At 53.9% G+C, this 1,028-nt stretch carries 1 protein-coding gene; it reads left to right on the top strand.

All coding sequences use genetic code 11. From position 1 onward, the window contains the following. Positions 1–619: 619 nt before the first annotated feature. On the top strand, positions 620–1,028 hold a 409-nt coding region (locus CEJ45_RS24390), incomplete at its 3' end, for a reverse transcriptase N-terminal domain-containing protein (protein ID WP_187697734.1).

The following is a 1,028-nucleotide window of genomic DNA, read 5'->3' as shown; positions in this document are numbered from 1 at the left end:
TACAGGTGCGACCTGAAAGTCGCTGTTTCAACTGTTTCACGCCAGAACACCGGTGATGGAACCTGCTGTTCTGCCAGCAGTAGCCTACTTAGACGTGCGTAGCTGGTAACGGCTGGGTGCGGAGCTCTAGGGAGAAAGTACCGCGGTCGAAAGACCTAAACCACGCCGTGAGGCTGGGGATATCTGCGAGCATAACGTGGATGGCTGGGCTTGGCTCGAATGGAAGACGGTCAACAGAAGTGAACCTTTGCAAGCGTCGTGAATACAGTCCAGCCAAATATGCTGAAAGGCTGAGGGCAAAAGCTACAGGATAAGGTGCATCCCGTCTGTTGGGGGAGCACGCAGACTACACGATCCTCGGCGTAAAGAAGGGACCTAGCCATTCCGTTGAAACTTCGAAACAGGGTAAGCCCGACCATCCGCCCCTGAGGCAGGCAGACCGTAAGGAATGCTGATGGATGAGCGGGTAAAGGATGCTGGAAAAAGCAAAAGCCGAACTGTAATGGTTTGGATAGGAGCGTAGACGCCTGTCGAAATCGCTCCACGCGAAAGCGGGCAGACTTCCGGCGGGTCTCTCTTCACGAGAGCGTTTGAATAATCTTTGAAGGTAGGAAAGCAAATGAACGGGCAGTTGACGTGTGCGCCCACCAACGTAGGCTTGACTTGGCACGGTATCGACTGGGCCAAGGCATACGGCTACGTAAAAAGAATGCAAGCTCGTATCGTGAAGGCTACTAAAGAGCAACGATGGAACAAGGTGCGAGCCTTGCAACGTCTGTTGATTTGCTCGTTCTACGGCAAAGCTTTAGCCGTGAGGCGAGTAACCGAAAACCAAGGCAAGCGGACTCCGGGGGTTGACAACGAAACATGGTCTACCCCACCCGCAAAAGCTGCTGCGATAGGTTCGCTGAAACGGAAAGGGTATCGCCCGCTCCCGTTGAAGCGAATTTACATCCCGAAAAGTAACGGCAAGATGCGTCCCCTTAGCATCCCTACCATGCGAGACAGGGCCATGCAGGCACTGCATT

The organism is Herbaspirillum aquaticum (assembly GCF_002213425.1).
GTDB lineage: Bacteria > Pseudomonadota > Gammaproteobacteria > Burkholderiales > Burkholderiaceae_D > Herbaspirillum > Herbaspirillum aquaticum.
Note: the sequence above shows the minus strand (reverse complement) of the source record. Positions and strands in the feature narration are given on the sequence as shown.